The organism is Aquaspirillum sp., from assembly GCF_055136605.1.
In genome coordinates this window covers 1-23,703 of the sequence record NZ_JBSQVP010000039.1, presented here as the reverse complement: position 1 = coordinate 23,703, position 23,703 = coordinate 1, and the positions used below count along the sequence as shown (strand labels likewise).

The 23,703-nt window shown below is 48.9% G+C and carries 24 protein-coding genes; 18 read left to right on the top strand and 6 right to left on the bottom strand.

The features are described 5' to 3' along the window. The first annotated feature begins 124 nt into the window (after positions 1 to 124). Both ACTBZS_RS08085 and ACTBZS_RS08080 read left to right on the top strand, forming a co-directional pair. Entirely contained in the window at positions 125 to 328 is a 204-nt protein-coding gene (locus tag ACTBZS_RS08085; RefSeq protein WP_460429889.1) for a DUF2788 domain-containing protein, read from the top strand. Between the two features lie 16 nt (positions 329 to 344). Continuing rightward, positions 345 to 830, top strand: a complete 486-nt coding sequence (locus ACTBZS_RS08080) for a YajQ family cyclic di-GMP-binding protein (RefSeq protein ID WP_460429890.1) — start codon at positions 345 to 347, stop codon at positions 828 to 830. Here the strand turns inward: ACTBZS_RS08080 and ACTBZS_RS08075 are convergent. Next, positions 827 to 1,372 carry a cupin domain-containing protein gene (locus ACTBZS_RS08075; RefSeq protein ID WP_460429891.1) on the bottom strand — a complete coding sequence of 182 codons (546 nt, stop codon included), beginning with the start codon at positions 1,370 to 1,372 and terminating at the stop codon, positions 827 to 829. The two genes, ACTBZS_RS08080 and ACTBZS_RS08075, sit on opposite strands and share 4 nt — an antisense overlap. Before the next feature lie 220 nt (positions 1,373 to 1,592). Between ACTBZS_RS08075 and motA the strand changes: the two genes are divergently transcribed. The 13 genes from motA (at position 1,593) to htpG (ending at position 17,650) form a co-directional block, all read left to right on the top strand. Beyond that, positions 1,593 to 2,453, top strand: coding sequence for a flagellar motor stator protein MotA (gene motA, locus ACTBZS_RS08070; RefSeq protein ID WP_022653717.1), 861 nt, complete (start codon positions 1,593 to 1,595; stop codon positions 2,451 to 2,453). Positions 2,454 to 2,493: 40 nt separating this feature from the next. Beyond that, on the top strand, positions 2,494 to 3,399 hold the full coding sequence (gene motB / locus ACTBZS_RS08065; RefSeq protein ID WP_460429892.1) for a flagellar motor protein MotB: 906 nt from the start codon (positions 2,494 to 2,496) through the stop codon (positions 3,397 to 3,399). A gap of 31 nt (positions 3,400 to 3,430) precedes the next feature. Continuing rightward, positions 3,431 to 4,171 carry a class I SAM-dependent methyltransferase gene (locus ACTBZS_RS08060; RefSeq protein WP_463043789.1) on the top strand — a complete coding sequence of 247 codons (741 nt, stop codon included), beginning with the start codon at positions 3,431 to 3,433 and terminating at the stop codon, positions 4,169 to 4,171. Then, complete coding sequence (locus ACTBZS_RS08055) at positions 4,168 to 5,499, top strand: HDOD domain-containing protein (RefSeq protein WP_460429894.1); 1,332 nt, start codon at positions 4,168 to 4,170, stop codon at positions 5,497 to 5,499. Before ACTBZS_RS08060 ends, ACTBZS_RS08055 begins: the two co-directional genes overlap by 4 nt. A 9-nt stretch (positions 5,500 to 5,508) precedes the next feature. Further along, positions 5,509 to 6,300 (top strand): TrmH family RNA methyltransferase, encoded by a 792-nt coding sequence (locus ACTBZS_RS08050; RefSeq protein WP_463043788.1) that lies wholly within the window; start codon positions 5,509 to 5,511, stop codon positions 6,298 to 6,300. Between the two features lie 209 nt (positions 6,301 to 6,509). Further along, positions 6,510 to 7,814 (top strand): trigger factor, encoded by a 1,305-nt coding sequence (gene tig / locus ACTBZS_RS08045; protein WP_460429896.1) that lies wholly within the window; start codon positions 6,510 to 6,512, stop codon positions 7,812 to 7,814. Next, the gene (clpP, locus tag ACTBZS_RS08040) at positions 7,814 to 8,461 is read left to right on the top strand and encodes an ATP-dependent Clp endopeptidase proteolytic subunit ClpP (RefSeq protein ID WP_460429897.1); all 648 of its coding nucleotides are present in this window, start codon (positions 7,814 to 7,816) and stop codon (positions 8,459 to 8,461) included. The genes tig and clpP overlap by 1 nt, the downstream gene beginning before the upstream one ends. Beyond that, entirely contained in the window at positions 8,458 to 9,732 is a 1,275-nt protein-coding gene (gene clpX, locus ACTBZS_RS08035; RefSeq protein WP_022653710.1) for an ATP-dependent Clp protease ATP-binding subunit ClpX, read from the top strand. The genes clpP and clpX overlap by 4 nt, the downstream gene beginning before the upstream one ends. Positions 9,733 to 9,870: 138 nt before the next feature. Beyond that, positions 9,871 to 12,291 (top strand): endopeptidase La, encoded by a 2,421-nt coding sequence (lon, locus tag ACTBZS_RS08030; RefSeq protein ID WP_022653709.1) that lies wholly within the window; start codon positions 9,871 to 9,873, stop codon positions 12,289 to 12,291. Positions 12,292 to 12,392: 101 nt separating this feature from the next. Continuing rightward, positions 12,393 to 12,662: an HU family DNA-binding protein gene (locus ACTBZS_RS08025; RefSeq protein WP_022653708.1), complete on the top strand. Its 270-nt coding sequence runs from the start codon at positions 12,393 to 12,395 to the stop codon at positions 12,660 to 12,662. A gap of 149 nt (positions 12,663 to 12,811) precedes the next feature. After that, positions 12,812 to 14,641, top strand: coding sequence for a SurA N-terminal domain-containing protein (locus tag ACTBZS_RS08020; RefSeq protein ID WP_463043787.1), 1,830 nt, complete (start codon positions 12,812 to 12,814; stop codon positions 14,639 to 14,641). 108 nt (positions 14,642 to 14,749) lie between these two features. Next, on the top strand, positions 14,750 to 15,625 hold the full coding sequence (locus tag ACTBZS_RS08015; RefSeq protein ID WP_460429899.1) for a serine hydrolase: 876 nt from the start codon (positions 14,750 to 14,752) through the stop codon (positions 15,623 to 15,625). A gap of 129 nt (positions 15,626 to 15,754) precedes the next feature. Then, positions 15,755 to 17,650: a molecular chaperone HtpG gene (gene htpG / locus ACTBZS_RS08010; RefSeq protein WP_460429900.1), complete on the top strand. Its 1,896-nt coding sequence runs from the start codon at positions 15,755 to 15,757 to the stop codon at positions 17,648 to 17,650. A gap of 71 nt (positions 17,651 to 17,721) precedes the next feature. On the opposite strand, the gene ACTBZS_RS08005 is transcribed toward htpG, so the two are convergent. Further along, on the bottom strand, positions 17,722 to 18,051 hold the full coding sequence (locus ACTBZS_RS08005; RefSeq protein ID WP_463043786.1) for a type II toxin-antitoxin system RelE family toxin: 330 nt from the start codon (positions 18,049 to 18,051) through the stop codon (positions 17,722 to 17,724). Further along, positions 18,038 to 18,289 carry a type II toxin-antitoxin system prevent-host-death family antitoxin gene (locus ACTBZS_RS08000; RefSeq protein ID WP_463043785.1) on the bottom strand — a complete coding sequence of 84 codons (252 nt, stop codon included), beginning with the start codon at positions 18,287 to 18,289 and terminating at the stop codon, positions 18,038 to 18,040. The genes ACTBZS_RS08005 and ACTBZS_RS08000 overlap by 14 nt, the downstream gene beginning before the upstream one ends. Positions 18,290 to 18,939: 650 nt before the next feature. Between ACTBZS_RS08000 and ACTBZS_RS07995 the strand changes: the two genes are divergently transcribed. Beyond that, a complete protein-coding gene (locus ACTBZS_RS07995) occupies positions 18,940 to 20,283 on the top strand; it encodes an AAA family ATPase (protein WP_463043784.1) in 1,344 nt (447 codons plus the stop codon). A gap of 38 nt (positions 20,284 to 20,321) precedes the next feature. Beyond that, positions 20,322 to 20,654 (top strand): RloB family protein, encoded by a 333-nt coding sequence (locus tag ACTBZS_RS07990; RefSeq protein WP_463043783.1) that lies wholly within the window; start codon positions 20,322 to 20,324, stop codon positions 20,652 to 20,654. 244 nt (positions 20,655 to 20,898) lie between these two features. On the opposite strand, the gene ACTBZS_RS07985 is transcribed toward ACTBZS_RS07990, so the two are convergent. Next, the gene (locus tag ACTBZS_RS07985; protein ID WP_463043782.1) at positions 20,899 to 21,459 is read right to left on the bottom strand and encodes a hypothetical protein; all 561 of its coding nucleotides are present in this window, start codon (positions 21,457 to 21,459) and stop codon (positions 20,899 to 20,901) included. A gap of 47 nt (positions 21,460 to 21,506) precedes the next feature. Next, entirely contained in the window at positions 21,507 to 21,917 is a 411-nt protein-coding gene (locus ACTBZS_RS07980; RefSeq protein ID WP_463043781.1) for a hypothetical protein, read from the bottom strand. A 339-nt stretch (positions 21,918 to 22,256) separates the two neighbouring features. Between ACTBZS_RS07980 and ACTBZS_RS07975 the strand changes: the two genes are divergently transcribed. After that, on the top strand, positions 22,257 to 23,222 hold the full coding sequence (locus ACTBZS_RS07975; protein ID WP_463043780.1) for a calcium/sodium antiporter: 966 nt from the start codon (positions 22,257 to 22,259) through the stop codon (positions 23,220 to 23,222). Positions 23,223 to 23,269: 47 nt separating this feature from the next. Here ACTBZS_RS07975 and ACTBZS_RS07970 read toward each other — a convergent pair whose 3' ends face one another. Next, positions 23,270 to 23,551 (bottom strand): helix-turn-helix domain-containing protein, encoded by a 282-nt coding sequence (locus ACTBZS_RS07970; protein WP_460429911.1) that lies wholly within the window; start codon positions 23,549 to 23,551, stop codon positions 23,270 to 23,272. Between the last annotated feature and the right edge of the window lie 152 nt (positions 23,552 to 23,703).

Here is a 23,703-nt window from a genome sequence, read left to right as displayed (position 1 = left end):
GAAATATTATAGCCGAGTGGTTCATTTTTTTGGAAAAAAAACGTCACATAGTCTGCCTGTCGTTTTGAAATTGGCATAACAGAGTCTGTCATATCACTGAATGAACATAGATTGAGGAGATAACATGTCAGAAGAAGAATTTACCCGATGGTCGATGGGGGTTTTACTGACAGGTTTAATTGGCTTTATGGGCTTTATTATTTGGGATCTGGGTAAAAAATCGGATGCCGGAAAATTTGGGATGTTCGTTCTATTTTTAGCACTTGGAACCGGAGTGACTGGATTTGTCTTCAAAGAATTTCTGGTCAGCTATTTTTTAGAAAAATAACAAGGGGGTAAAACCTATGCCATCATTTGACGTTGTTTCAGAAGTAGATTTGGTTGAAGTGCGTAATGCCTTAGAACAAGCCAATAAGGAAATCAGCACCCGCTATGACTTTAAGGGGTCTGATGCCCGTATTGAGCAAAGTGATAAGGTATTAACGGCATTTGCTGATGCAGAATTTCAACTCGATCAAGTGAAAGATATTTTAATTGCCAAGTTAGCCAAACGTAATGTCGATGTACGTTGTTTAGATTATGGTAAATTAGAAAAAGTCAGCGGTAATAAAGTCAAGCAAACTGTGACCATTCAAGTCGGTGTCGAAACGGAACTTGCAAAAAAAATTGTGCGCTTGCTAAAAGATGCCAAATTAAAGGTGCAGGCTGCTATTCAGGGTGACACGGTTCGTGTTTCCGGCGCAAAGCGTGACATTTTGCAAGAAGCAATTGCTTTGATTCGTAAGGAAATAACGGATACCCCACTGCAGTTCAATAATTTCCGTGACTAAACTGATGGGGGGGTATTGGCGCTGATCAACTCACACGGTTCATGACTGGGGTTTGAAAAGCGATGCGGCAGGCGGCTGTCAAAATAATAACCGTCGCCTGCTTCTAAGCGTTGGGTCTCACCATTGACTGTAAGCTCAATACTGCCACGGACAATCACACCGCCTTCTTGACCATCATGCGATAGCATATCCGGCCCAGTATTAGCCCCTGGGGCGAAAATCTCGCGTAATAAAGTCAGGTTACGATTAGGATGGTTGAGCCCAACCAAAAAAAACGAAATCTGCTCCCGTCCCACATTCGGTTGACACGCTTTGGGATAAAACGGTGTAGGGGCTTGTGGGGCCAGATCAAAGGTAAAAAACTCAGCCAGTGTCATCGGCAACCCTTCGAGTACCTTCATCAATGAACTAACCGAGGGACTGACACGATTTTGCTCAATCAGGGAAATTGTCCCATTGGTGACGCCAGCCCGTTTTGCCAATTCACGCTGTGATAAACCAAATTTTTCTCTGACATGACGTAGGCGAGAACCAACATCCATTGCTAAGCTCCATGGTGAGATCACAAGATTGCTGGTCATTTTAGCCTTAGCTGGCCCGATTGCTCATCCTTTCGTGTTGCAAATAGGCAAACTTTCTACAGCGTCATGCGAGTTGAACTATTGGCGAATAGCCAGTGTTTGTTACAATAGTGGCCGTTTTTGCGCTGCGTCATCAGGGTGCTGGACATCACAGAGAAATAGCCATTCTTAAGGGGCTTTAATGTTTGTCATCATCGGTTACATCATTGTATTAGGCAGTGTGTTCGGCGGCTTTGTACTTGCCGGTGGCCATCTTGCATCGCTGTTCCAGCCGGTTGAGCTGCTGATGATTGGTGGTTCTGCGGTGGGCGCGTTCTTGGTGGCGAATGCAGGTGCACCACTCAAGGCCACCATGAAGGCTTTGCCAACCACGCTGAAAAAATCCAACTTCGATAAAGCAATGTATATGGAGCTGTTTGCATTGCTGTACGAAATTCTTGGCAAAGTGCGTAAAGAGGGTTTGATGTCGATTGAAGCCGATGTGGATGCGCCGGCAGAAAGCCCTTTGTTTACCAAATATCCTTCTATCTTGGCTGAGCACCATGTCACAGAGTTTATGTGTGACTACTTGCGCTTGATGGTTGGGGGTAATTTGAATCCTATCGAGATTGAAAACTTGATGGATATCGAAATTGAAACCCACCACCATGAAGGCGAAGTGCCGGTCAATGCTGTACGTAACTTGGCTGATGCTTTCCCTGCTTTGGGTATTGTGGCGTGTGTGATGGGTGTGGTGCATACGATGGAATCGGTGGGGATTCCGCCGGCAGAACTCGGTAAACTGATTGCGGCGGCGCTGGTTGGTACCTTCTTGGGTATTTTGCTGTCCTACGGTTTCGTCGGTCCATTGGCAACCAACCTAGAACACAAACTCAACGACCAAACGCGGATGCTCAATACCATCAAAGTTACCTTGTTGGCATCGCTCAACGGGTATGCGCCTCCTGTGGCGGTTGAATTTGGTCGTAAAGCTCTGCAAAGCACCGATCGTCCAACCTTCCTTGAGTTGGAAGAACACGTGAAAAACGCGAAGAACCGCTAATTTTTATGTGCTTTGTTTAGTAGGTTAAAAGGAGCCGAGCATGGCTGATGAATCACAACGCCCCATTATTATCAAGCGCATCAAAAAAGGGGGGCATGCCCACCACGGTGGTGCGTGGAAGATTGCGTATGCTGACTTTGTGACAGCGATGATGGCGTTCTTCTTGTTGATGTGGTTGTTATCATCGGTCTCCCAAGGCGCGTTAGCGGGGATTTCTGAATACTTCCGTACACCATTGAAAGTGGCGTTGCTCGGGGGCGATGGTGCGGGTGATGCCACCAGTCCCATCAAGGGAGGGGGTGAGGACTTAACCCGTTCCGCAGGACAGGTGAACCGCAGCAATATCGTGACAGATGAGCGCAAAGAACGTGTCTTGCTCAACAAGCTTTCGCAAAAAATCACTCAGGCGATTGAGTCAAACCAAACCTTAAAACAGTTTAAAGATCAAATTACCCTTGAAATGACCCCAGAAGGGTTGCGGGTGCAAATCATCGACGAAAAAAATCGTCCGATGTTTGATTCAGGTAGTGCCAGTTTGTTGCCGCACACTCGCCTGTTATTGCAGGAAATGGCAAAAATTCTGAATGATGTGCCAAATCGGTTGTCAATCTCTGGACACACTGATGCCACCCCTTTTGCCGCCGGTGAACGTGGCTACAGTAACTGGGAGTTGTCGGCTGACCGCGCTAATGCGGCGCGTCGTGAATTGTTGTTGGGCGGGATGACTGAGCAAAAAATGTTACGAGTGACCGGTTTGGCTGCGGCGAATCCACTCGATCAAACCAACCCAACCAATCCGATTAACCGTCGCATCACGATTATTGTCCTCAATAAGAAAACGGAAGAAGAAATTCTGCGCGAATCAGGCCCCTCTGTCGCAGAGCGTGCTGCGGCAGCTGCTCCGTCTCCAGCCCCCGCAGAGACAACAGAAACGGCAGGACAGTAACTTTTTCACTGTCGCCTTTTTCCAGATTTCAATGTCTTTCTCAATTCGCCGCTGGCTAGAGCACGGCTTAGTGATGGTGATCGGTTTGCTATTAGCATGGCCGGTCGCCGTTTCTTTTTCTATCCCTGCGCTGTTACTACAAGGCCCTTGTGCGGTGTTATTGAGTCGTTTTCGCCGCCACCCTTGGTGGGCAAGTTTATTGCATCTTGTCGCTCTCCCTTTGTTATGGGGGGCTTTAATGCTAGACATTGCGCCCGAGTGGTATCTGGCTTTAGCCGCGCTGACTTTTGCCATCTCTGGCAATGCGTGGCGTGAACGGGTGCCTCTGTTTTTATCCACGAAGGCCACACTTTCACAACTGCAATATATCGTACCGCCGCAAGCACGGTTAATTGATCTGGGTTGTGGTACTGGCACGGTCTTATTTGGTTTAGCGCGCCTGCGCCCCGATCTGGTCTTGACTGGGGTAGAAAACAGTATGATTCCCTTTTTAATTGCACGGATACGAGCGTGTTTTGTGCGCAATGTGCAAGTGAAATTTGCCAATTTATGGCAAACCTCACTGCAAGAAGCGGATATCGTATACTGTTATCTCTCTCCTGAGCCCATGCCAAAAGTTTGGCAACAATTTTGCCAACAAGCACCGGCACATGGCCAACTGATTAGCAATACTTTTACGATACCAGGACAGCCGGCCCAGCAATCATTTCCTATCAATGATCGTATTGGCTCTTGTCTGTATGTGTGGCAGAAACCGAAGGATAGAGCATGAAAAACTGGCTTCGTACGATGGCAACCGAGCCGCTCCCGATTCGTTCTGTGAGTCTTGATCGTTTGGCGCATCTGCGGCGAACAGATGAAAGCTTGCTGAATGTTGCGGATGTGGCCAATGTGGTGTTGGCCGACCCCTTATTGGCCTATCAGTTGCTGCGCCATGTCGCTTCTATCGAACGTGTGCGTGAGCCTCTGACGGTAACATTGGGGATTGAACACGCGATTATGTTGATTGGCCTTGACCAATTCTTTAACCGCTTTGGTTCGCTGCCCAGTCTCGAGTCGCGGGTTGCACCAGCCCACATGCCGGCGATTCGCACCGCCTATGCTCGTGCCCGTTTTTCTGCTTGGTTGGTAAAAGAGTGGTTAGCATTAAACGAAGAGCATCGGGTTGAAGAATACTTTGTTGCTGCCTTGTTATATCAAGTGCCGCTGTGTTGTCGTGCCTTAGATACTGCGCTAGATCCACAAGCCACACCAGATGAGGTTGCTAAAAAACGCTTTGGTGTGCCTTATGACATGGTGTTGTCCGAATTATTGACCCTGTGCCGGATGCCGCCGCAAGCCCTAGAAATGTTGTCGCAGCAATCCCACGAAACCATCGACCGTCGTAAATTGGTGTTGCGGTGTGCGATTCAAATTACCTCGCGCTTTGATGAAGGTTGGTGGTCAAAACCTGTGGTACACATGCTGGATAACGCAGCAGATTTGTTGCAACAACCGCGTGAAACTTTATGGCAAGTCCTTACCCAAATTGCGCTTTATCTGGCTCGCCATCCTGCTGCCGGGACAGATAACGACCGTTTTGCCCGCGAATTAGCTTTGTTACCCATTATGCCTTTGGTATCAGAGAACGAATTCTTGTTCTTTGACTGGAGCAGTGATGAGCGGATGACCCAGCTCGATCAGTCTATTCGCCGCACCTTAGCCAGCTTGTCTTTACAGTTGGGATGTGATCGCTTGGCATTTTTTGCCGTTAATCCAACCGATCAAACTTTGCGTAATCACTACCGGATTGGTTTTGAGCATGAAGATCAGCTTATTGGGGCCGTATTATCGTTAGATCACAACAGCTTTTTCCATGCTTTTGGGCAAAAAACCCAAGCCATTCGGATTGCTGCACCTCAATTAGCTACTATCCGCAGTCGCTTCCAAGATAATTTCTTTGTCGGTGTACCAGAAAATGGTTGTGCCATGATTAGCCTACATAAAGATGGTGCATTCAAAGGGCTGTTTTATATCGATAATGCACAAACTGGACGTGATATTGATGATGTGGTTTACCAATCATTTAAAGCGGCCATTATTCATCTCGCTAATATGTAAGGGGTTGTTTTGCTTGCCCGTATTGATTCTCCACACAATCCGCAGTTAAAAAACCTCAATCGCCTACTAGAAAAAGCAAAGGCGCGCCATACTGAACAGCGATGTGTGTTAGAAGGCTTACATCTATGCCATACCTTGCTGGATCGAGGTGGGCGCTTAGAACGTCTTTATCTCAATAGCCGTGCAGAACACCATCCCGAAGTCCAAGCGTTATTGCAACGTTGTGCGGCAACGACAGAATATGTATGGGTGGCAGAGGCTGCTTTACAAAAAATGTCGGCGCTACATTCTGCCCCCGAGGTACTGGGGGTGATGTCGTTGACTGCCTTGCCGCGCCCGAAGGTGATGTCACAGGACAAACTATTGCTCGAGTCGATTCGTGACCCAGGTAATTTAGGGACGTTGTTACGCACTGCCGCTGCCGCCGGTATTACCCAAGTGTATTTGTCTGCCGATTGTGTTGACGTGTGGTCATCGAAAGTGCTCCGTGCCGCAATGGGCGCACACTTTTCTCTGCAAATCGTTGCTGATGCCGACTTAGCCGCTGTATTGACTGATTTTGTTGGTATCAAGCTGGTGACCCATCTTGCTGCACAGCACAGTCTTTACCAATGTGATTTAACTCCGCCTTGCGCTTTTGTTTTTGGTAATGAAGGCACTGGCGTTTCTGATGCCTTGGCCGCTTTAGCTCAGCCAGTATTAATTCCGATGCCCGGCCAAACTGAATCATTGAATGTGGCAATCGCGGCGGCGGTGTGTCTGTTTGAACAAGTACGACAACGCGCGACTGTCGCAGTCTGAGGGAGATAGCATGATGATGGCGAGCCAATTCGCGGCAGAATGCTCGCTGTTTGATCCCTGCCCGTTGCTGCAGTAAACACCCGTGATATACTCGCGCCTTTCTTGCGTAAGCCAGAACAGTCTCCTCGCTCGGATGAAATCCTGATCGGGTGATTTGACCGTCCTTGCCTTTATCGCTTTTCATCCAAGCTTTTGATTAAGGATTCAAGATGCAAATTCAGTTGGAAACGTTGAGCACCTTGGAGCGCCGTTTGACGATCTCCTTGCCTACCGAAGCCATCGATAACCAAGTGAAACAACGCTTACAGCGTGTGGCTCGTAATGCCAAGATCCAAGGTTTCCGCCCAGGCAAAGCGCCACTGAAAATTGTTGAGCAGAACTACGGTTTGCAAGTGCGTGAAGAAGTGTTGGGTGAAGAGATTCAAAATAGCTTTACTGCGGCTGTGCGCGAGCAAGCGTTGCGTGTGGCTGGCTTCCCGCGTTTTGAACCACAAAACAGCGAAGAAGACCGCAGCCAATTTACTTTCAGTGCTTTATTTGAAGTGTATCCAGAAGTCGCCATTGGTTCTTTAACCGACAAAGAAGTCGAAAAGCCAGTGACCGAAGTGACTGATGCTGAAATTGATAAGACCATTGATATTCTGCGTAAACAGCGCACCCGTTTCGACCGTGTCGAACGCGCTGCTGCTGAAGGCGACCGTGTGATTATCGATTTCAAAGGCACCATCGATGGTGAAGCGTTTGCCGGTGGTAGCTCGGAGAACTTCCCGTTTGTGTTGGGTCAAGGGCAAATGTTGCCTGAATTCGAGGCTGGCGTTATCGGTTTGACCGAAGGCGAAAGCCGTGATGTATCGGTGACTTTCCCTGAGGATTACCACGGTAAAGAAGTGGCTGGTAAAACCGCTGTGTTTACCATCACCGTGAAAAATGTTGCTGCAGCTACCTTGCCAGAAATCGACGAAGCTTTTGCAAAACAGCTTGGCATCGCGGATGGTGATGTGAGCAAAATGCGCGAAGAAATTCGTAAAAACGTTACCCGCGAAGTCAAACGCCGCCTGCAAGCACAAGTGAAAGAAAATGCAATGCAAGCGCTGTTGGATGCCACCCCAATCGAATTACCAAAAGCGTTGGTGGGCATGGAAATCAACCGTTTGATGGACCAAGCTCGTCAAGACTTGGCACAACGTGGAATTGATGCAAACTCGATGCCGCTGCCTGCCGATTTGTTCACCAAACAAGCCGAGCGCCGTGTTGCCTTGGGTTTGATTTTGGCGGAACTGGTTGAAAAACACGACATCAAAGCAAAAGAAGAGCAAGTCATGGCTCTGATCCAAGAATTTGCCGAGAGCTACGAACAACCTGAAGAAGTCATCGCATGGTACAAAGCCAGCCCAGAACGTCTGCAAGGCCCAGAATCGATGGTGCTGGAAGATAATGTGGTTGAATTTGTGTTATCTCAGGCCAAAGTAAGCGAGAAATCGGTTTCTTTTGATGAGTTGATGGGGAACGCCTAATGCATATCCAATCAGATTGGCAAACTACACAGCCCACTCCACATGCCTTAGGCTTAGTGCCGATGGTGGTGGAGCAAAGTGGTCGTGGTGAGCGCGCCTACGATATTTACTCTCGCCTGCTCAAAGAGCGCATTGTGTTTATGGTGGGGCCGGTGACAGATGATTCTGCCAATCTGGTGGTGGCGCAGTTGTTGTTTCTTGAGTCGGAAAATCCTGACAAAGACATCTACCTGTATATCAACTCACCCGGTGGGTCGGTCACGGCTGGGTTGTCGATTTATGACACGATGAATTTCATTAAGCCTGATGTGTCAACACTGTGCATCGGGCAAGCGGCAAGCATGGGCGCATTTTTGCTCTCTGCTGGTGCAAAAGGTAAACGCTTTGCACTGCCAAATTCTCGCGTCATGATTCATCAACCCTTGGGTGGGTTCTCGGGTCAGGCTTCCGACTTTGAGATTCATGCCCGCGAAATCCTGAGCTTGAAACGCAAGCTTAATGAGTTAATGGCGCAACACTGCGACCGCCCAGTCGAAGATTTAGAGCGTGATACCGATCGCGATAACTTCATGACGGCGGAAGCAGCGCGTGAATATGGTTTGATCGATAAAGTGCTTGCTAATCGCAGCGAGGCAGCCCGTTCATGAGCATAAAAAAGAAAGACAAGCTGCTGTACTGTTCTTTCTGCGGTAAGAGCCAACACGAGGTCAGCAAGATGATTGCTGGCCCACAGGTCTTTATTTGTAATGAGTGTGTCGATTTATGTAACGACATCATTCGTGAAGAACAGGCAGCTGCAGCGTTGGAAGGGAAAGATAAAACCAAATCTCACCTGCCAACGCCACAAGAGATCCGCGCTACCCTCGACCAATATGTCATTGGTCAAGAGGCAGCGAAAAAAGTGCTCTCGGTGGCTGTATATAATCATTACAAACGTCTGGCACGTGGCGAAGAAGGTGCGCCCGGGGTTGAATTGGCCAAGAGTAATATCTTGCTGATTGGCCCAACGGGTTCAGGAAAAACCCTGTTAGCACAAACTTTGGCACGTTTGTTGGATGTGCCCTTTGTGATGGCCGATGCAACCACACTGACCGAAGCTGGTTATGTGGGTGAAGATGTTGAAAACATCATTCAGAAGCTGTTGCAAAAATGCGATTACGATGTCAGCAAGGCTCAGCGTGGGATTATCTATATCGATGAAATCGATAAAATTTCCCGTAAGTCTGACAACCCTTCGATTACCCGTGATGTATCGGGTGAAGGGGTGCAACAGGCGCTGTTAAAGCTGATTGAAGGCACTGTTGCATCGATTCCGCCGCAAGGTGGCCGCAAACACCCGAATCAAGAGTTTATCCAAGTTGACACTACCAACATCCTGTTTATTTGTGGTGGCGCTTTTGATGGCTTAGAAAAAATTATCCGTCAGCGTTCACAAAAAGGCGGGATTGGTTTCGGGGCCGATGTCTTCTCGAAAGAGCAAGGCGAGGCGATTGGCCGTGTTTTGCAAGAAACCGAGCCAGAAGATTTGATTAAATTCGGTTTGATTCCCGAGTTTATCGGTCGCTTGCCGGTGTTGGCGATGTTGGAAGAATTGGATGAAGCCGCGATGGTGACGATTCTCACCGAACCGCGTAACGCTTTAATCAAACAATTCCAACAGCTGTTTGCGATGGAAGAAGTCGAGCTAGAAATTCGACCAACAGCCCTAAAAGCCATTGCTAAACAAGCGCTTGCCCGCAAAACGGGTGCCCGTGGTTTGCGCTCGATTATCGAGCGAGCGTTGCTTGATACCATGTACGAGCTTCCCTCGTTGTCTGGCGTCAATCGCGTCGTGGTCGATGAAAACGTAATCGAACAGGGCGTGAAACCGCTTTATGTCTATCAAGAAGACGATCTATCGGTATCACGTTCTGCCTAGTGTTGGCTTGTTGTATGACACTAACCGCCCTTCGGGGCGGTTTTTTGTCGAAGGGGGGATGGTGGGTGTTTTGCTTGAATTCGCTTGCGCCTGCCCCATTTCCCTTGCATCTCTTCGTCTTTAATTACAGGAAACTCAATGTCTAACGCCCAAGATACCGCACCTGCAGAAGCTTTGACCTTGCCCCTGCTCCCCTTGCGCGATGTCGTGGTGTTCCCGCATATGGTGATCCCCCTGTTTGTGGGCCGCCCCAAGTCGATTAAGGCACTTGAACAGGCAATGAACGAGGGCAAACAGATTTTATTGGTTGCCCAAAAAACTGCTGCTAAAGACGAACCTTCCGAAGAAGATTTATACCGCATTGGTACGCTATCCACCGTATTGCAGATGTTGAAACTGCCCGATGGTACGGTCAAAGTGCTGGTTGAAGGCCGCCAACGTGCCACCATCACCGAAATTCGTGACGATGCCGAATTCTTTGAAGCCGATTTAGAAGTGTTTGCGGCAGAGGAAGAGCATAGCTCTGAATCTGAAGCCATGCGCCGGACCTTATTGGCGCAGTTTGAACAATTTGTCAAACTCAGCAAAAAAATTCCTCCTGAGATTTTGACCTCAATCACTGGCATTGATAAAGCTGGCCGCTTGGCCGACACCATCGCCGCGCATTTACCGCTGAAATTAGAACAAAAACAAGAAGTGCTCGAGCTGTTGCACACTGAGCCACGCTTAGAGCACTTGTTGACGCAACTGGAATCTGAACTAGAGATTCTGCAAGTTGAAAAACGCATTCGTGGTCGCGTCAAGCAACAGATGGAAAAAACCCAGCGCGACTACTACTTGAACGAACAAGTCAAAGCCATTCAACAAGAATTGGGTGAGCTGGACGAAAACAGCGACTTAGATGCGATGGAAAAGCGCATCAAAGCGGCTGGAATGACAAAAGAAGCCCGCGAAAAAGCCTTAGCTGAGTTGAAAAAATTGCGCCTGATGTCGCCCATGTCGGCCGAGGCAACCGTGGTACGCAATTACATTGAAACGCTGATCGATCTGCCGTGGAAAAAGAAAAGCAAGATCAATAAAGACTTGGCTGCGGCAGAAGAGGTATTAGAAAGCGATCACTTTGGTCTGGAAAAGGTCAAAGAGCGGATTGTTGAATATCTGGCGGTTCAACAGCGTGTCGATAAACTTAAAGCCCCGATTTTGTGCTTAGTTGGCCCGCCCGGTGTCGGTAAAACATCGCTGGGGCAATCGATTGCTCGTGCGACAAACCGCGAGTTTGTGCGGATGGCTCTGGGTGGAGTGCGTGATGAAGCAGAAATTCGCGGTCACCGCCGTACTTATATTGGTTCGATGCCGGGCAAAATTTTGCAAAGCATGATTAAAGCCAAGGTGAAAAACCCGCTGTTCTTGCTCGATGAAGTGGACAAGATGGGGTCTGATTTCCGTGGTGATCCTTCTTCTGCTTTATTAGAAGTGTTAGACCCCGAACAAAACCATGCTTTCGCTGATCATTATGCTGAAGTTGACTTCGATTTGTCGGATGTGATGTTTGTCGCAACGGCAAATTCGATGAATATCCCACCTGCGTTACTTGATCGGATGGAAGTGATTCGTCTCTCGGGTTACACCGAAGATGAAAAGCTGAATATTGCTCAGCGCTATCTGTTGCCGAAGCAACTGAAAAACAACGGCCTGACTGAAGGTGAATTGGTCGTGCAAGAATCAGCGATCCGTGACATTGTGCGTTACTACACTCGCGAAGCCGGTGTGCGTAATCTTGACCGCGAATTGGCCAAACTGTGTCGCAAGGTGGTGCGTGCGAAACAGTTGGGTAAAGCAGCACAAAAAGTGACCATTGCGGCGAAAGGGTTGGATAAATACCTAGGCGTGCGCCGCTACGATTATGGTGTGGCTGAGCAAGCCAATCAAGTTGGACAAGTTTCGGGCTTGGCATGGACGGAAGTGGGCGGTGAGTTGCTGACGGTTGAAGCGGTCGCCTTGGTGGGTAAGGGTAATATCATTCGCACTGGCCAACTCGGCGAGGTGATGCAAGAGTCAGTGCAGGCGGCGATGAGTGTGGTACGCAGTCGTGCTCGCCAGTTAGGTATTGCCAGCAATTTCTACGAGAAAAACGACATCCATATTCACCTACCAGAAGGTGCTACACCAAAAGATGGCCCTTCGGCAGGGATTGCGATTGTGACGGCGATGGTCTCTGCCTTGACCAAAATTCCTGTCCGCGCTGATGTTGCCATGACCGGTGAAATTACCTTGCGTGGTGAGGTGTTGCCAATTGGGGGCCTGAAAGAAAAGCTGTTGGCCGCACAACGTGGGGGCATTAAGCATGTCTTAATCCCGCAAGGCAACGTCAAGGATTTGGCTGAGATTCCGGCAAATGTGAAACAAAAGCTGGAAATTCATCCGGTTAAATGGATTGAGCAAGTGCTGAGTCATGCCCTAGAGCGTGAACCTGTGCCTTTGTTGGAAGAGGCCGAAGCGGTGACGCCGATTCCAGCGTTGAATGAAGCGGCGAATGGCTCGCAAATCACCACACATTAAGCGTGAGTGGCTTGCTTGACATGCCGAATTGCACCTTGCTATAAAGCAGACGGTTTGATTTTCGATTCTTAGGAATCATTACAATAATTTAAGGGATCACAATGAATAAAGCAGAATTGATCGACGCCATCGCTGAGCGCGCTGCACTGTCTAAAGCCGATGCCGGCAAAGCATTGGACGCTACGGTTGCTGCCTTAACCGAGGCACTGAAACAAGGTGATACAGTCACTTTGGTTGGCTTTGGCAGTTTCTACGTCGGTGAACGTGCCGCACGTACTGGGCGCAATCCAAAAACCGGCGCTACCATTCAGATCCCTGCTTCAAAATCGCCTAAGTTCCGCCCGGGCAAAGCGTTGAAAGACGCCCTGTAATTTGTCTGTGTAAAAGCAGTGTGCCAACCTCACACTGCTTTGTGCACACCAGCGTGATGTTGCACAGGTTACGTGTTTATTTTATTTAAAGGTGAACACCTCGGGTTCACCTTATTTTTTGCCGACCGGCAAACGGAAATACGGCGTGTATGTTTGATTTTGTCCAAAAAAATACTGTCCTCATCAAAGTGATCTTAGGGGCAGTGGCACTGACTTTTGTTGGCTTTGGTGTTGGCAGTTATACCACAGCCACCGATGATAACTATCTCGCAGAAGTTGGCGATAGCCGCATCTACAGTCGCGATCTCGACCAAGCATTGCAAGGCCAACCGAGTCATCCTGCGCTACGACAGCAAATGCTCGATATGCTCATCCGCCAGCGTTTGTTACTGGCCGAGGCAGAAAAAGCCGGTTTGGTGATTACGCCTGCCATGCTACAGCGTGCGATTGCTGCCATTCCGGCGATGCAAAAAGATGGCCGTTTTGATCCAGCGACTTATCAGGCCTATTTGGCATCACAAAATCTGTCGGCTGAAGCCTTTGAACAAAACGTGATGCGTGAATTACGTTTGGACAAACAAATTCAAGCCCTAGCTGCTTCCGCCTTCTTACCAAAAACCGTTACTGAGCGTTTGGCCGTCACCCTTGCCGAAGTGCGCGAAATCAATCCGCTGTGGTTCCGTCCAGAAAAATTTACTGATCGGGTGCAGTTGGCGTCTGATGCCATTAAAGCCGCTTACGAAAAAGACAAAGCACAATATGTCATTCCAGAGGCGGTAAAACTGGAATACATCGAAATCACTCTCGATCAAATTGCTGCCACGATTCCGATTGAAGCAGCTGAGATTGAAAAATACTTTGAAGAACATAAAACCGAGTTGGCACGAGAAGAACGCCAGCTTGCTCATATTCTGTTTGCCTTACCGCAGGGGGCAAATAGCGAAGTGAAACAAAACACCCGCCAACAAGCGGAAACGGTGTTGTCTCTGTTGCAGGAAAAACCAGAGCAATTTGCTGCGCTAGCGCGCCAACATTCACAAGACCCCGGCAGTGCTGCCCGTGGCGGGGATCTTGGTTATGTGCCGCGTGGTGTGATGGTGAAATCGTTTGAGGAAGCGGCTTTCAAACTGAACAAAGGTCAGCTCAGTGAGTTGGTTGAAAGTGAATTTGGCTTTCACATCATTAAAGTGCAAGACATTCGCTCGCCTGATCTCAAGTCGGTGAAACCGAGCATTGTTGAGCGTTTGCAAAAACAAAAAGCCAATGCGCTATACCGCCAAAAGGTGGAAGAAGCGGGTGAGTTGGCCTATCAAAAAGCGGATAGCTTGCAAGCGGTGGCCGATTTATTGAAAACCAAGCAGCAAACCAGCGAATGGTTAGAGCGTAACACCGCCCTCCCCTCGCCCTTAGCCCAACCTAAGTTGTTAGAAGCGGTGTTTGGTGATGATGTGTTGAAACAAAAACACAATAGCGAAGCAATCGAAATTGCGCCTGGGCGCACGGTGATTGCGCGTGTCTTAGAACATCGCCCAGCCCAACAACAACCGCTAGAGCAAGTATCGGCACAAATTGAACGGGAACTGCGCTTGCAACAGGCCAACACAGTGGCACAAGAAGCAGGCAAGGCGTTCTTAGCCAAGCTGAAAGCTGGACAAGCCAGCGACCAATACGCTTGGGGGCCGTTACAGCGCGTCTCGCGTGAAGCACCCATTGGTTTGTCACCAGAAGAAGCGCGAGTCGTGTTCTCTGCTAAGTTGAAACCTGCGCCGGCCTATGTTGGCACAGCGGTGGGTGATGGCAGTTATGTGATTTATCGTGTCGCACCACATGCCACCCCACCAGCGAAGAATGCAGAACGACAAGCCGAATTGGCCGCCCGTTTGACTGAACTCCAAGTGGGTCAGGATGCCTTTGCTTATGTCAACAGTTTGCAACAGACTTTCCCCGTCAAAATTAAACCGGTGAAAGCCACAGATTAAGCGACATAACGCAAACCATTCCCGTACAATGTAACGTGTACTGCCACATGCCCGTTGTTCTTTGCTGGATCACGGGCATGTGCCGTTTTTTTGGCTAAGGAATGATCGATGTTACGCCGCTATTTTTCTTCTTTTGCCTTGGCAACGTGTCTATTTGGGGCCGCTTTGCCCCCTGTGCTGGCCGAAGGGCGTGCCACACAGACGGCGAGTTTAGAAGCCAGTGCCGAGCCAAGTTTGCATTCTCATGCGGTTTTGGTCATCAATGCGATGACTGGTGAACCGATGTATCAAAAAAATGCCCATCTCTCGACCCCGATTGCCTCGATTACCAAGCTGATGACAGCGATGGTGGTGCTGGATGCCAATTTACCGATGGACGAGATGATTAGCATCACCGAGGCTGAGATTGATCGTCTGAAGGGAACCAGCTCCCGTTTGGCGGTGGGGACTACCCTCTCTCGGCGCGAAATGCTGTTGCTGGCGCTGATGTCGAGTGAAAACCGCGCTTCAGCAGCGTTGGCACGGACTTTCCCCGGTGGAACGGATGCCTTTATTGCGCGCATGAACCGCAAAGCGAAACAAATCGGGATGCGCGATGCGGTGTTTTACGACGCAACCGGTTTGAACAGCGGTAATCGCGCCACGGCGCTGGATTTGGCCCACATGGTACAAACTGCCTATCAATACCCGCTGATTCGCCAATACAGCACCACAGCAGAACATGATGTGTTGTTGCCCTCGAATCGTGTATTGCACTACCGCAATTCCAATGCCTTAGTGCGTGAGGGTGAATGGCAGATTGGTTTATCGAAAACGGGCTATATCCGCGAGGCTGGACGTTGTTTAGTGATGCAAGCCACTGTCGGCTCAACACCAATGTTTATTGTGCTGTTGGCGGCAGACAATCCTAATTCGCGTTTGGACGATGCGCGACAAATCAAAATGTGGTTGGAATCCAACCCCCGCACTTGGTTAATGGGCTAAATAGCCTGTCTCTTGATGGGCTCGGCGGCGGCGATTGTCGCTGAGTCCAACCTCTTTTAGTCTTGAAAAGCACTGGCTTTGCCTCATTTGTGTTGCTCGATTGTTTAATCCCATTTGGTTGAGAATACGATGAGCGCACAAAAGGAAACCCTGGGCTTTCAGGCCGAAGTGAAACAGCTCCTGCATCTGATGATCCACTCCTTGTACTCAAACAAGGAAATTTTCCTGCGCGAGCTGATTTCAAATGCTTCTGATGCAGCTGACAAACTGCGTTTTGAAGCCCTAGAAACCCCAGAATTGTTTGAAAACGATGCCGAGTTAAAAATCCGCCTTGCTTTTGATAAAGAGGCAAAAACGCTGACCATCAGCGATAACGGCATCGGGATGAATCGCGAAGAAGTGATTCAAAATATCGGTACCATTGCGCGGTCGGGTACCAAGGCTTTCTTTGAGAATCTCACGGGTGATGCCAAAAAAGACGCGAATTTAATCGGTCAATTTGGTGTTGGCTTCTATTCGGCTTTTATTGTGGCTGATCGTGTGACCCTGACCACTCGCCGCGCTGGTGCCCCTGCGACTGAGGCAGTGCGTTGGGAGTCGGCTGGTGAAGGTGATTACACCTTAGAAACCGTCGAAAAAGCGGGTCGTGGGACAGAAATTGTCTTGCATCTGCGTGACTCAGAAGACAATCTGCTCAACGATTGGCAGTTGCGTAGCATTATCCGCAAATACTCCGACCATATCGCTATCCCGATTGAAATGCCAAAACAGCCTACGTTTGACGACGATGGCAAGGAAGTGAAACAAGAAGGTTGGGAAAGTGTTAACCAAGCTTCGGCGTTGTGGGCGCGTAGCAAGAGCGATATTAGCGAAGAGCAATATCGTGAGTTCTACAAGCATGTGTCTCACGACTATCAAGACCCTCTGGCATGGAGCCATGCCCGTGTCGAAGGGCGGCAAGAGTATATCGAGTTGTTGTATCTCCCTGCCAAAGCCCCGTTTGATTTATGGGAGCGTGAGCGCAAGCAAGGGGTGAAGTTATATGTACGTCGTGTCTTTATCATGGAAGACACCGAAAAGCTGATGCCACACTATTTGCGCTTTGTGCGTGGGGTGATTGATTCGGCAGATTTGCCGCTGAATGTCAGCCGTGAGTTGTTGCAAAGCTCGAAGGACATCGACGCCATTCGCGCCGGTTGTGTGAAAAAGGTCTTGGGCTTGTTGGAAGACCTCGCCGAGAAAGAAACCGAGAAATACCAAGGTTTCTGGACGGAATTTGGTTCGGTGTTGAAAGAGGGCGTTGGTGAAGACTTCAGCAACCGCGACCGTATTGCTAAGCTGTTGCGCTTTGCTTCGACGCATCAAGAATCCGATGAACAAACGGTGTCGTTAGGCGACTATGTATCTCGGATGAAAGAAGGGCAAAAGCACATTTACTACATCACCGCCGACACCACCGCCGCCGCTCGCCATAGCCCACACTTGGAGATTTTTGCCAAGAAAGGCGTTGAGGTGTTGTTGTTGACGGATCGTGTTGACGAGTGGATGTTGAGCTATCTCACCGAGTTTGATGGTAAGAAATTGTCGTCGGTGGCGAAAGGCGCGCTTGATCTTGACGAATTGGCCGATGCCGAGGAGAAGAAAGAGCAAGAAAAGGTTGAGGAAGCGTTGAAGCCGGTGGTGGAACGGGTGAAAACGGTCTTGGCCGAGAAGGTAAAAGAAGTTCGCGTTACCCATCGTTTGACCGACTCGCCATCGTGTTTGGTGGTGGATGAGTACGGTATGAGCACGCATCTGGAGCGTTTGTTAAAGCAAGCGGGGCAGAAGGTGGATAGCAGCAAACCGATTCTGGAGCTGAACCCTGAGCATGAGTTGGTGAAGCGTTTGGATCGTGAGCAAAGTGAAGACCGTTTTGCCGATTTGAGTGCGTTGTTGTTTGAGCAGGCGTTGTTGGCTGAAGGCGGCCAGCTTGCTGATCCGGCGCAGTTTGTGAAGCGGATGAATAAGTTGTTGTTGCAGGCATAAGCGCTCTGCGCTACCAAGAAAGCCACCCGATGATTTGGGTGGCTTTTTTTTAGTTGGGTGATGGTTTCTTGCTATTGATCTGAAACCAGTCGTGCGATTGCTGCACGATAAACTGCCATGTCCTCACGCTTTGCAACGGCCAGTACCAGCACCACTAAAACGTCATCCTCAATTTGATACACTAAGCGATAGCCCTGTTTTAGCAGTTTAATTTTGTAGCAGTTGCGTAGGTCGCCATGTAATTCAGCCCCGGGAACTCGCGGTTCTTCCAATCGTTTTCTTAGGATTTTTTTGAAAACGGCTTTTACGCTACCATCCAGCGCATTCCATTCATCAAGGGCAGCCGGTAGGAATTTCAACCGGTATTTTGTTGCCTCTGTTGGTGCGTTAGAGCTGTTCAATATCAACCTCAATCGCACTGTCGGTCATGGTTAATCGCTCGCGGGCCAGTTCGACTAAGTCACGGTCGGCCAGTTGTTCGACCAGTGCTTCAAAGAGTTTTGGGGTAATCATGTAGAAAGCTGGGCGGTTGTGGTTGAGCACTGCGACTGGTTTTTCTCCTGCTTCTCGCAGCACTTGTGCTGGGTTGCGCTTAAATTCTGACATGCTGATGGAGTAGTCTGCGTAGATGGTGTCCATGATTGATTCCTCAAAATAACAGCTACAAATATAGCGCCGAATAAAGTGCTTTTTCAACTATCAATAGCCTACACACATAAGATGAGTAGGGTATGTCACCCCTTGCGTATGAATCTTTGATTCGCGCAAGGGGCGACGTACCAAAGTTGTGATAGAGCGTAGATTGTGAATTTTGGGGGATGGTAGAGGTCATGGTGCATCGCCCCGTTGGGGTGATGCACCCTACTTTGCTGGCTTAATAACCGGTGTAATCAATCGATTTCGGGTGATGATGTGTTGATGGATGAACTGTGCTTATTCATCCTACGGCCAATAGCGTACACAGCGAAAATGAGTAGGGTATGTCACCCCTTGCGTGTGAATCTTTGATTCGCGCAAGGGGCGACGTACCAAGGCTGTGACAGAGCGTAAATTGTGAATTTTGGGGGATGGTAAAGGTCGTGGTGCATCGCCCCGTTGGGGTGATGCACCCTACTTTGTTCACTAATTTGTGCAATGAATCAATCTCTCGGGTGATGGATGTGCTGCGCTTATCCATCTACGGCCATCACTTGCTAAAGAGATTTTTTCTCTTTAATTTGAGCAAAAAATGGCATGGCCGTACAATAAAAGACCAATCAAAGCGGTTTTTACTCGTAAGGGGTCGGTGTATGCTCATTAGCTTCTCTGTCGAAAACTGGATGTCCTTCCGCGATTCCGTCACCTTCTCGATGGTTGCCAGTCGGGAACGCCAGCACGGAGACAGATTGCCCAAACTCGGGAAGTACAACACTCGTATCTTGCCGGTGGCTGCCATCTACGGTGGCAATGCTTCTGGCAAGACCAATTTCTTCAAAGCGTTGAACTTCGCCAAGATGCTGGTAGTCAAGGGCACCCAGCCTGACAGCCACTTAGCGGTAGAAAGTTTTCGTTTGGATAACGCCAGCATCGATAAACCCTCACGTTTTGTGTTTGAGCTCTTGATTGACGAGATGATCTACGAGTTCTCTTTCTCGGTGAACCGCAGGGCTGTTTTAGATGAAAGGCTGATTGTCGTCACTAGCACCAGCGAGCGAGTGCTCTACTCGCGTCGAGGTAACCAGATTGAGTTCGACGAGGCTTTGAAGAAGGATCAATTTCTGCACTTTGCGTTCAAAGGCACACGTGACAACCAGCTATTCCTGACGAACTCGGTTTCCCAGAAGGTGGACAACTTCCGCCCGATCTATGACTGGTTCAAAGACACGCTGGACTTGGTCGCACCGGATTCGCGATTTGAGCCTTTCGAACAGTTCCTCGATGACGGTCATCCTCTCTATGCCACGATGAACGAAATGCTGCCGCAGCTCGACACAGGCATTGCCCACCTTGGTGGCGAGGAGATTCCCTTCGAGAATATTCCCCTGCCCGAACCGATGAAAATGATGCTTCAGGAGGATGTTAAAGAAGGTATGACAATTCGCCTGATGTCGGACAAGAATGAGCGTTTCGTCTTCACGCGCAAAAACGGCGAGTTGATCGCCAAGAAGCTGGTGACTTACCACCCGAAAGTGGACGGGACAGAAGCAAAATTTGAAATCAGGCAAGAATCCGATGGTTCGCAGCGCGTGATTGATCTGTTACCCGCATTTCTTGAACTCGCGGCCCCGGGGTCAAAAAAAGTATTCGTCATTGATGAAGTAGATCGTAGTCTTCACACCCTGCTGACACGCCGCCTGTTGGAGGCGTATCTGGCCAGTTGCTCTGCTGATACCCGTTCACAACTTCTGCTAACCACCCACGATGTCTTGTTGATGGACCAGCAACTATTGCGCCGTGATGAAATGTGGGTGGCCGAGCGTAAACGTACAGGGGTATCGACGTTGGTTTCCTTCGCTGAATATAAAGATGTCCGCTACGACAAAGATATTCGCAAGAGCTATTTACAGGGCAGACTTGGCGGTATCCCTCGCATTTTGCTCAGCAGCCATTTTTCTGAGAACACTGATACTTCGGCTACTGAGGAGGTGCAGTAGAGTGGTAGCACAGCGACGAAAATTCCAGCGACCGTTGGGTGAGCGACGCTATAAAAAGCTGTTTCTCATTGCAGCAAGAGAACTACGGCTTTGCGCTCAGTAACCCCAAATTCGAATATTGGTTATTGCTGCACTTTGAGGATGGTACGGGTGTCAATTCCTCGCGTGACTGCACCGATCGTCTTAAACGTTGGATGCCGGACTACGACAAAGCAATCGACACGCGGAAAATCAGTCAGGCACAAATCGACGATGCGATTCGTCGGGCAAGGCAACGCGATCATCCGCCGTGTGAAGATTGGCCGAAAAATCTTGGACAGACAACGGTGTATCGTTTGATTGAAAACATCCTCGAAGCTCGTGCTCACTAATCGGTGTAATGAATCGATATTGTGTGATGGTGTCTTGATGGATGCGCTGCGCTTATCCATCTACGGTCAATAGCGTACATACAGAAGATGAGTAGGGTATGTCACCCCTTGCGTATGAGTCTTTGATTCGCGCAAGGGGCGACGTACCAAGGCTGTGATAGAGCGTGGATTGTGAATTTTGGGGGATGGTAAAGGTCATGGTGCATCGCCCCGTTGGGGTGATGCACCCTACTTTGCTGAATGATCACAAAGGTTTGCAGCTTGGATTATCAATAGCGTCTTCAATCTGATAAGCGAGAGTAAAATCGACACTGCCACTCTCACCACTGGCCCCCCAGCTCTCCGCATATTTCACATACAAAGGTTTATAGCCAGTCTTCCGAAACTCATAAATTTTTTGTACTTCAGAAGCGTAGTTCATATCGCACGATGTTGGAATCTGTCTTGCCTTCCCGGGCCCCAGAAGTTTCATATCAGCGGCATCACGGCTGTTAGCAACAGAAATACTGATCCGATTAACCATTGTCCGAGAGCCTTCGACAACCACCATTGTTGCACCAATATTTGGATTAGCACTCGTACCAAACTTAGTTTTGCCTTTCATTGTGCTGTTATGAGCGCCAGATTGATGATAGGGCCATTGCCATTTCACCCCCTTAATTTTCTGAGTATCTTCCCAATCAATATTCGTGTATCCGGCATCACTTTTGATTGCCATTGCTTCAACCACAGAGGCGAACTGTGATGCGTGAGCAAGCGAAGCACAAAGAAACAGGGGAATTACGCAAAGATTTTTCAATTTCACAATCAGCTCCTTAACAGATACAAAGCGGAATAGCCGTTTTTTATAAACTAACCGGCATTGCTGGCATTAAACATTTTTGACCACGGAATTTCTAAGATACGGCCATCTTTTTCAGCATTAAACTCACCTTGATAACCGAGATATTCGAATTGCTGATTTTCTACGGTTGCCGACCAACACCCCTTGCCAATCACTTTCCCTGGGCTACCTTCATCATCTAAAAAAATAGTCGCTTGGCGAAGAGCAACTTTTGATTCAAGCCCTTGAAGCTTTCCTTGATATTTATGAGAGCAGGACTTTTGATTAAATATGACAAACACCCCAGCAGAGGAATCGCTGCCAGAAACGTGTAAACCCCAATTCGATTTATTAAAATTCTTTGCATTGGGACGTTCATCCGCATAAGCCAATCCCGAAGTGAATCCGAGGAAAATTAACAGCGAAATTATTTTTTTCATAACGATTCCAATCGTTACATGATTAAAAATTGATAGGCCAAAATAAGCCATTTTTTGCCTGTGTATTGGCCAATCTCTGTTGCTCTATCTCCTAGCCCGCGCCAAAGCATACGCCTATGGTCTATTCCATGTCCATAAGCCTGAGTGAGCCAGATATCGATTTTTTGGCTAGTTGCTTCTGAATGATGGACGTAGTAGATGAGTAGGGTATGTCACCCCTTGCGTGTGAATCTTTGATTCGCGCAAGGGGCGACGTACCAAGGCTGCTGACAGCTCTTCATGCAATCGGTACAGTGTAAGTCGTAGAAAATGCAACCAACCACAAGAGGATACAGATTGATGCTATTACCTTTCTTTGCCGTGATCGTGGGGCTGGTGTTACTGGTGTGGAGTGCCGACCGTTTTGTTGAAGGCGCAGCATCGACGGCGTCGCACTTCGGGATGCCGCCCTTGTTAATTGGTATGGTCATCGTTGGCTTTGGTACCTCCGCCCCCGAAATGGTGGTATCCGCCCTTGCCGCCTCACAGGGCAACCCGGGCATTGCCCTCGGTAACGCCTATGGCTCGAATATCACCAACATTGCCCTTATCCTCGGCATCACCGCCCTGATTAGCCCCATCACCGTCCACTCACAAGTCTTGCACAAAGAATTGCCAATCTTGATTGTGGTCACCGCTTTGGCTGCGTGGCAGTTGTGGGATGGCGAAATCTCTCGTTCTGATGCCATTGTTTTATTAGCTGTGTTTGCTGGTTTAATGGTGTGGACAATTTGGCAGGGGTTAAAACAAAAATCGGATGCGCTGGGCACCGAGATAGAACAAGAGCTTGATGTGCGAATTATGCCGATGCGTAAGGCGGTGTTTTGGTTGGTCGTTGGCTTGATTTTGTTGATTGCCAGTTCGCGCTTATTGGTGTGGGGGGCGGTGGAGATTGCCCATGCTTTCGGTATCAGTGATCTGATTATTGGCCTGACTATTGTTGCTGTTGGGACGTCGTTGCCAGAGCTGGCCTCGTCGATTATCGCTGCGCGCAAAGGCGAGCATGATATTGCATTAGGTAACGTCCTCGGCTCGAATTTGTTTAATACCCTTGCCGTGGTGGGGATTGCTGGGTCGATTCATCCATTATCAGTCGGCCCCGAGGTGTTAAACCGTGACATCTTGGTGATGGCAGTGTTAACGCTGTCGCTGTTTGTTTTCGGCTACGGTTTTGGGAAAGAAGGCAGTATCAGCCGCAGCAAAGGGGCGATTTTATTGTCATCGTATATCGCCTACACCGTGTATTTGATGGTGACTGTTTTCTGATTATGGAAATGGGGTGGGCACTGGCTTAGTGCTCACCCTTCTGAAAATCAGACCGTTTCTAAAATCCGTATTTCTATATGAAGTCCAGCAGCAGTGGCCATGTTGACCAACGCATCAAGGCTAAACAAATTAATTCTGCCCCGCATCAGATCAGAGACACGCGGTTGGGTGACTCCAAAGAGCTTAGCTGCTTGTGCTTGGCTTATCTCAGTGCGGGTTAGGTGGTTTTTTAAGGCTGTCATCAGGACTGAACGCAGTTTCATGTTTTCTGCTTCTTCAGGGGTATCCTCGATAGCATCCCATACACTGGTAAATCGTTGATTATTCATAGAATCTCCGCAAGGAAACCCCTGACTTGAGTCAGGGGAGGAATTGCGGGTGTGCAAAGCGCACCCTGTGGTATAAACTGTGACGCATGGTCGATGTCGTCACAAAACGTAATTACTTCTATCAAACGGCCTACCATGTGATCTGGTGCCCG

Coding starts and splice junctions, on each gene's coding strand:
- ACTBZS_RS08085 (WP_460429889.1), top strand. CDS start 125: ATGTCAGAAGAAGAATTTACCCGATGGTCGATGGGGGTTTTACTGACA.
- ACTBZS_RS08000 (WP_463043785.1), bottom strand. CDS start 18,289: ATGGACACCATCTACGCAGACTACTCCATCAGCATGTCAGAATTTAAG.
- ACTBZS_RS08080 (WP_460429890.1), top strand. CDS start 345: ATGCCATCATTTGACGTTGTTTCAGAAGTAGATTTGGTTGAAGTGCGT.
- ACTBZS_RS07975 (WP_463043780.1), top strand. CDS start 22,257: ATGCTATTACCTTTCTTTGCCGTGATCGTGGGGCTGGTGTTACTGGTG.
- motB (WP_460429892.1), top strand. CDS start 2,494: ATGGCTGATGAATCACAACGCCCCATTATTATCAAGCGCATCAAAAAA.
- ACTBZS_RS07970 (WP_460429911.1), bottom strand. CDS start 23,551: ATGAATAATCAACGATTTACCAGTGTATGGGATGCTATCGAGGATACC.
- ACTBZS_RS08075 (WP_460429891.1), bottom strand. CDS start 1,372: ATGGATGTTGGTTCTCGCCTACGTCATGTCAGAGAAAAATTTGGTTTA.
- ACTBZS_RS08060 (WP_463043789.1), top strand. CDS start 3,431: ATGTCTTTCTCAATTCGCCGCTGGCTAGAGCACGGCTTAGTGATGGTG.
- tig (WP_460429896.1), top strand. CDS start 6,510: ATGCAAATTCAGTTGGAAACGTTGAGCACCTTGGAGCGCCGTTTGACG.
- ACTBZS_RS08055 (WP_460429894.1), top strand. CDS start 4,168: ATGAAAAACTGGCTTCGTACGATGGCAACCGAGCCGCTCCCGATTCGT.
- ACTBZS_RS08015 (WP_460429899.1), top strand. CDS start 14,750: ATGTTACGCCGCTATTTTTCTTCTTTTGCCTTGGCAACGTGTCTATTT.
- ACTBZS_RS08020 (WP_463043787.1), top strand. CDS start 12,812: ATGTTTGATTTTGTCCAAAAAAATACTGTCCTCATCAAAGTGATCTTA.
- ACTBZS_RS08025 (WP_022653708.1), top strand. CDS start 12,393: ATGAATAAAGCAGAATTGATCGACGCCATCGCTGAGCGCGCTGCACTG.
- htpG (WP_460429900.1), top strand. CDS start 15,755: ATGAGCGCACAAAAGGAAACCCTGGGCTTTCAGGCCGAAGTGAAACAG.
- ACTBZS_RS07980 (WP_463043781.1), bottom strand. CDS start 21,917: ATGAAAAAAATAATTTCGCTGTTAATTTTCCTCGGATTCACTTCGGGA.
- lon (WP_022653709.1), top strand. CDS start 9,871: ATGTCTAACGCCCAAGATACCGCACCTGCAGAAGCTTTGACCTTGCCC.
- ACTBZS_RS07995 (WP_463043784.1), top strand. CDS start 18,940: ATGCTCATTAGCTTCTCTGTCGAAAACTGGATGTCCTTCCGCGATTCC.
- motA (WP_022653717.1), top strand. CDS start 1,593: ATGTTTGTCATCATCGGTTACATCATTGTATTAGGCAGTGTGTTCGGC.
- clpX (WP_022653710.1), top strand. CDS start 8,458: ATGAGCATAAAAAAGAAAGACAAGCTGCTGTACTGTTCTTTCTGCGGT.
- clpP (WP_460429897.1), top strand. CDS start 7,814: ATGCATATCCAATCAGATTGGCAAACTACACAGCCCACTCCACATGCC.